The 4,986-nt window shown below is 63.6% G+C and carries 8 protein-coding genes; 5 read left to right on the forward strand and 3 right to left on the reverse strand.

What is annotated here, in order from left to right; genetic code table 11:
• Positions 1-182: 182 nt before the first annotated feature.
• On the forward strand, positions 183-1,358 hold the full coding sequence (locus AC1P6P_RS20470) for an integrase core domain-containing protein (protein ID WP_481404299.1): 1,176 nt from the start codon (positions 183-185) through the stop codon (positions 1,356-1,358).
• 299 nt (positions 1,359-1,657) lie between these two features.
• Entirely contained in the window at positions 1,658-2,461 is an 804-nt protein-coding gene (locus AC1P6P_RS20475; protein ID WP_481404300.1) for a PhzF family phenazine biosynthesis protein, read from the forward strand.
• On the opposite strand, the gene AC1P6P_RS20480 is transcribed toward AC1P6P_RS20475, so the two are convergent.
• A complete protein-coding gene (locus AC1P6P_RS20480) occupies positions 2,462-2,890 on the reverse strand; it encodes a hypothetical protein (RefSeq protein WP_481404301.1) in 429 nt (142 codons plus the stop codon).
• 123 nt (positions 2,891-3,013) lie between these two features.
• Entirely contained in the window at positions 3,014-3,454 is a 441-nt protein-coding gene (locus AC1P6P_RS20485; protein WP_481404302.1) for a DUF3775 domain-containing protein, read from the reverse strand.
• Positions 3,455-3,542: 88 nt separating this feature from the next.
• Here AC1P6P_RS20485 and AC1P6P_RS20490 point away from each other — a divergent pair, with 88 nt between their 5' ends.
• The 3 genes from AC1P6P_RS20490 to AC1P6P_RS20500 are packed head-to-tail and all read left to right on the forward strand — an operon-like array spanning position 3,543 to position 4,732.
• Entirely contained in the window at positions 3,543-3,872 is a 330-nt protein-coding gene (locus AC1P6P_RS20490; RefSeq protein ID WP_481404303.1) for a nucleotidyltransferase domain-containing protein, read from the forward strand.
• Positions 3,869-4,246, forward strand: coding sequence for a HEPN domain-containing protein (locus AC1P6P_RS20495; protein WP_481404304.1), 378 nt, complete (start codon positions 3,869-3,871; stop codon positions 4,244-4,246). Before AC1P6P_RS20490 ends, AC1P6P_RS20495 begins: the two co-directional genes overlap by 4 nt.
• 18 nt (positions 4,247-4,264) lie before the next feature.
• Entirely contained in the window at positions 4,265-4,732 is a 468-nt protein-coding gene (locus AC1P6P_RS20500; RefSeq protein WP_481404305.1) for a hypothetical protein, read from the forward strand.
• 70 nt (positions 4,733-4,802) lie between these two features.
• Here the strand turns inward: AC1P6P_RS20500 and AC1P6P_RS20505 are convergent.
• A partial coding sequence (locus tag AC1P6P_RS20505; protein ID WP_481404306.1) for a hypothetical protein occupies positions 4,803-4,986 on the reverse strand: 184 nt, incomplete at its 5' end.

The following is a 4,986-nucleotide window of genomic DNA, read 5'->3' on the forward strand; positions in this document are numbered from 1 at the left end:
GAGGTGGCCCATCAGGGCCGGAGGGGGGAATATTTCAGCGCCGGATCGGTCCCCCCTCCGTCGCTACGCGACACCTCCCCCGCTTTTTTGCCGGCGGTGCGGCGGTCCAATCCGGGATGAAGGGTAACAGAATAGACCGGGAGGATGGGTAACAGGTTTGGTATGGGCAAAGGAGGTGGCCCATGCCTTGGAAAGAGACCTGTGCCATGAACGAACGGAAAGAATTCATATTGGCGGCCTTGGGCCGGGAAGCGAGTATTTCGGAGCTTTGCCGACAGTGGGGCATCAGCCGCAAGACCGGCTACAAATGGCTGGAGCGCTATGAGGCGATCGGGCGATCCGGCCTATCGGATCGCAGCCACGCGCCGCAGAGCTGTCCGCACCGGCTGGACGAAGCGGTGATCGACGCCGTTTTGGAGCTTCGCTGCGGCCACCCGAGTTGGGGTCCGAAGAAGCTGCGGGCGTGGCTGTTGCAGCACCGCCCGGCGCTGATCTGGCCGGCGGCTTCGACGATCGGCGATCTGCTGCACCGGCGCGGGCTGGCGGTGCCGCGGCGGCGGCGGGACCGGGTTCCGCCGGGCGCTCCGTTTGGCAGCGTGACGGCGGCCAACGATGTGTGGACGGTGGACTTCAAGGGCTGGTTCCGCACCGGCGACGGGGCGCGCTGCGATCCGTTGACGTTGCAGGATGCGCACAGCCGCTATCTGCTCCGCTGCCAGGCGGTGGCGCGGACCGGCGGCGATTGCGTTTGGCCCATATTTGACGCGGCTTTCCGCGAATACGGCTTGCCGCTTCGGATGCGCAGTGACAACGGTCCGCCGTTTGCGACGACGGCAATGGGCGGGCTATCGAAGCTGGCGATCCGGCTGATCAAGGCGGGCGTGATGCCGGAGCGGATCGAGCCGGGCAAACCGCAGCAGAACGGCCGCCACGAACGCTTCCACCTGACGCTGAAGCGCGACACCGCCAGTCCACCGGCCTCGAGCGTTCGCGCCCAGCAGCGCCGCTTCAACGACTTCCGCACCCTTTACAACGAGGAGCGTCCGCACGAAGCGCTTGGTCAGACCCCGCCGTCGCGCCATTACGCACCATCGCCGCGCCGCTACAGCGGCCGGCTGCCGGAACCGGAGTACCCTGACGATGTCGAGGTCCGCCGCGTGCGCTATAACGGCGAGATCAAGTGGCGCGGCGAATACCTCTATGTCGGCCAAGTCCTCGCCGGCGAACCGATCGGCTGCCGCCAACTCGATGACGAACGCTGGCAACTGAGCTATGGTCCGATCGATCTGGGAATAATTGACGCCTACGGACGGCTGCACATCCTGCGCCGCCGCCCCCATAACCGGCCAACCTCCTGACCGGCAATGTGTTACCCATCCTCCCGGATCAAAGTGTTACCTATCATCCCGTTCGGACAGGTGGTACGCCGCCGAAACAGCGGGGGAGGTGGCCCATCAGGGGGGAATGTTTTAGCGCCGGATCGGTCCCCCCTCCGTCGCTTTCAGCGCCACCTCCCCCGCTATTGCAACGATGTGCGGCGTGAAAGGATCTGTCGGCGCGGGGGAGGAAAGATGAACGACGTCATCTCGTCTGAATGTTCGTTGCTCTAGCCCTCACTGGTTTGTGACCAGTCGCGGGTCTTGCGCAGGAGACCATCATGCTGCTCTGGCAGATCGACGCCTTCGCCACCAAGCCGTTGGAGGGCAACCCGGCTGCGGTGGTGCCGCTCGCCGCCTGGATCGAACCGACCCTGATGCAGGCGATCGCGGGCGAGAACAATCTGTCGGAGACGGCGTTCTTCGTGAAGACCGGCGTGGGGCGCTACGATCTGCGCTGGTTCACGCCCGGCGTTGAAGTCGATCTCTGCGGCCACGCCACGCTGGCGAGCGCCTGGCTGCTGTTCGAGGAACTCGATCCCAGCTTAGAAACGGTCCGTTTCATGACGCGCTCGGGCGAGCTGACCGTATCGCGCGGAACGAATGGCCTCACCATGTCGCTGCCCGCCGATCCGCCACGCCCATTCGAGGGCCCGGCGGGGTACGCGGAACAGATCGGCGACGCGCTCGGCATTGCCCCGCCGCAGGAATTGCATCGCGCCCGCTATCTGCTCGGACTGTGGGACGATGCCAAAACGATACGCACCATTCGCGACTGCGGCGAGATCGCCCGCGTGCTGCGTAACCAGAATTTGTGGGGCATGGTCGTCACCGCCAAAGGCGATGCCGGCTATGATTTCGTCTCGCGCTTCTTTGCCCCCGACAAAGGCGTGCCGGAAGACCCGGTCACCGGCTCGGCGCACTGCATCCTGACGCCGTTCTGGGCGGAGCGACTGGCGAAGAAGACGATGGCCGCGCGTCAGGTCTCGCCGCGCGGCGGCGATCTCACCGTCACCGACGACGGCCCCCGCACGGTGATCACCGGCCGCTGCGCGCTTTATCTGAAGGGCGAGATTCTTATCTGACTACAAGAGATTGCGTTCGCACTCGCCGGCCGCCGGCTTGTTCGCCGGGTCTTGGCCGGCGAGCACGCGCATGCGGTAATAATGCGGGCGGGCGCCGTCGGCGGACAGATCGGCGAGCTTGACCATGCCGGCCTGGGTGATCAGCGACTGGTTCTGGGCCACGAAAATGGCGACGAACTCGGGCCACCAGGCGATGTCGCCGGTCTGCGGCGTGGTCACTTCCTGGAAGTGGTTCGAGACCGGAAACTGGCTGGCCGGAATGAAGGCGTAGCGCAAGCCGGAATTGCAGAACACGCGCCAGACATATTCGGAGCCGTCGTCGTGATGGGGGCTGAGGGCGGCGACCTGCGGTCCTGCCGTCTCGATGGCGGCCGAAGCCGGTGCGAACAGCATGGCCAAACCGGCGGCAGCGAAAAGAAGTCGGCGCATTGTCGTCCCCGTCATCGACCCCGGCCCTGGCGCGGCTGTTAACCGTCTGTCCCAGTCTGGGGCTGTCATTGATCCATTCCCTGATCAGTGCAAGCCGCTTGCCGGATTCGTCCCCAGAAGACGTCAGAGAATGGCGTCGTCGTCCGCAATGCTTTCGCCGAACGCGGCCAGCCCCTCCTCCAGATAGTCACCGAGCAGCGGCAGGCCAATCAGGTATTGCGCGGTGCGGGTGTTGTGCTCGGTGCGGGCGGTTTCCAGCGCCTGATTCCATTCGCCGAGGTCGAAGGTGCCGCGCCCGACCCAGGCCAGCGCCACGAGGTTGATCTGCTCCTCCTCGTTGAGGCCGCGGATGGCGTCGGCGAGTTCCTGCCGCGTGAGATCGCCGGGAACATCCTCCAGAATATCGGTGTCGCCGTCGTCGGTGGGATTGGAGCCGGAATCGTCGTCGGTCAGCGGCTCCTTGGCGTCATAGGCGCGCGCCTTAACAATGATGAACCCGACCTTGTCGGTGGCAATCGCCAGCGCCGGCGTTTCGTCCGGGGCGGCGTCGGGGATGGCGGGCATGGCGTGATCCTGAGTGGCGATTGCGGAGAGGAAACGGCCGGAGTTCCGCCGTGTTCCGGCCGGCCGCCGATTTCGCTATACTGGACGCATGGACAAACCGGCCCCCGATGATCCGATCCTCGCCCGCCTCAAGCGCGAGCTGGAGACGCTGTACGGCGCGCGGCTGAAGCAGGTCCTGCTCTATGGCAGCCGCGCCCGCGGCGATCATCGCGACGACAGCGATTACGACGTGCTGGTGGTGTTGGAGGGGCCGTTCCAATGGTGGAACGAAGTCAAGCGGCTAGGGAATATCTCGTGGACCGTCGCGGTCGACACAGGCGGAACGACGATGCTGTCACTGAAACCGGTAACGCCCGATGATTTGCTGAAACGGACCGGCTTCATGCACAATGTGCGTCTGGACGCGGTGGCGCTATGAATGCCGAGGCGGCAAGGCTGTTTCAGTTTGCCGAGCACAAACTCGCTGAGGCCGAGAAAATCCTGCAAATCGACATCTTCGAAGCCGCCGGACGTGACGCCTATTTCGCGGCCTTGGCGGCTGCCCGCGCGGTCATCGCGAACGCCGGGATCAAGACGCCGAAAACCCATGATGGGACGCGGACGGTATTTGCCAAAATGATCCACGACGGGCTCGCCTTCGATCACCAGCTTGGCAAGTTCCTGGCAGACGGATACGAGATCAAATCCGCGGCCGATTATGGCGAAGGCGCTCCGGTGGGACGCGAAGATGCTGAAGAAGCACTACGGACCGCGCACCAATTTCTTTCCGCTATAAGGAAAATCCTGATCTGAAAACGTTGCGGGGGCATAATGAAATCCATCATCACGGCAGCAACAACAATTCTTCTCTTGAACATACCGGCCTCGGCCGGCACCAAGATCGACGATCCGGTGGCATTCGTGAAAGGCGTTTATGCGCACTGGAACGCGTCGCAGCCGGAACCGCGGGGCGTGTTCTCGGCGCGGCTCGATGCACTGGCGGCGCTCGACGACAAGGAAGCGGGCGGTGAAGTCGGGCGCGGCAACGATTTTTCGTTCTGGTGCAATTGCCAGGACGGCGACATCAAGAATGTGACCGTGAAGGGCTGGAGTGTCGTCAACGCGCCCGGCCGGCAGGTGGTGGAGGTCAAATTCCTGCTCGACGACCGCAAAGAAGACCTGCTGTTCTATTTCGAGAAGACTGCCGCCGGCTGGAAGATCGACGACGTGCAATCGCTCGCCAGTGATCCCTGGACCTTGTCGATCATCTACAAATACGGCTGGCCCGACGGGCGGTAATTATTCCGTACGCAGATCATTAACCGAGTGTGGCCGCAAAGCCGCGCACGATTCTTTCGTCCGCGACATTTCAAATTGCGACCGAAGTTTCGTTTGACTGCCCGGAAGAGAATCTGTAGACACGTAACTGGGCCACGCCTCCCCAACGAGGTGCTAACATTCTGGAAGGAATGTCGGATGACAAACGATCCGCTGGCTGTGCGTCCTGCACGGCCTTTTTTTTCGTCTGGACCTTGCGCCAAGCGCCCGGGCTG

This window comes from Rhizomicrobium sp., from assembly GCF_056722145.1.

Excerpts from the sequence above, each read along its gene's own strand:
- AC1P6P_RS20470 (WP_481404299.1), top strand. The coding sequence starts at position 183 with ATGCCTTGGAAAGAGACCTGTGCCATGAACGAACGGAAAGAATTCATA.
- AC1P6P_RS20475 (WP_481404300.1), top strand. The coding sequence starts at position 1,658 with ATGCTGCTCTGGCAGATCGACGCCTTCGCCACCAAGCCGTTGGAGGGC.
- AC1P6P_RS20480 (WP_481404301.1), bottom strand. The coding sequence starts at position 2,890 with ATGCGCCGACTTCTTTTCGCTGCCGCCGGTTTGGCCATGCTGTTCGCA.
- AC1P6P_RS20485 (WP_481404302.1), bottom strand. The coding sequence starts at position 3,454 with ATGCCCGCCATCCCCGACGCCGCCCCGGACGAAACGCCGGCGCTGGCG.
- AC1P6P_RS20490 (WP_481404303.1), top strand. The coding sequence starts at position 3,543 with ATGGACAAACCGGCCCCCGATGATCCGATCCTCGCCCGCCTCAAGCGC.
- AC1P6P_RS20495 (WP_481404304.1), top strand. The coding sequence starts at position 3,869 with ATGAATGCCGAGGCGGCAAGGCTGTTTCAGTTTGCCGAGCACAAACTC.
- AC1P6P_RS20500 (WP_481404305.1), top strand. The coding sequence starts at position 4,265 with ATGAAATCCATCATCACGGCAGCAACAACAATTCTTCTCTTGAACATA.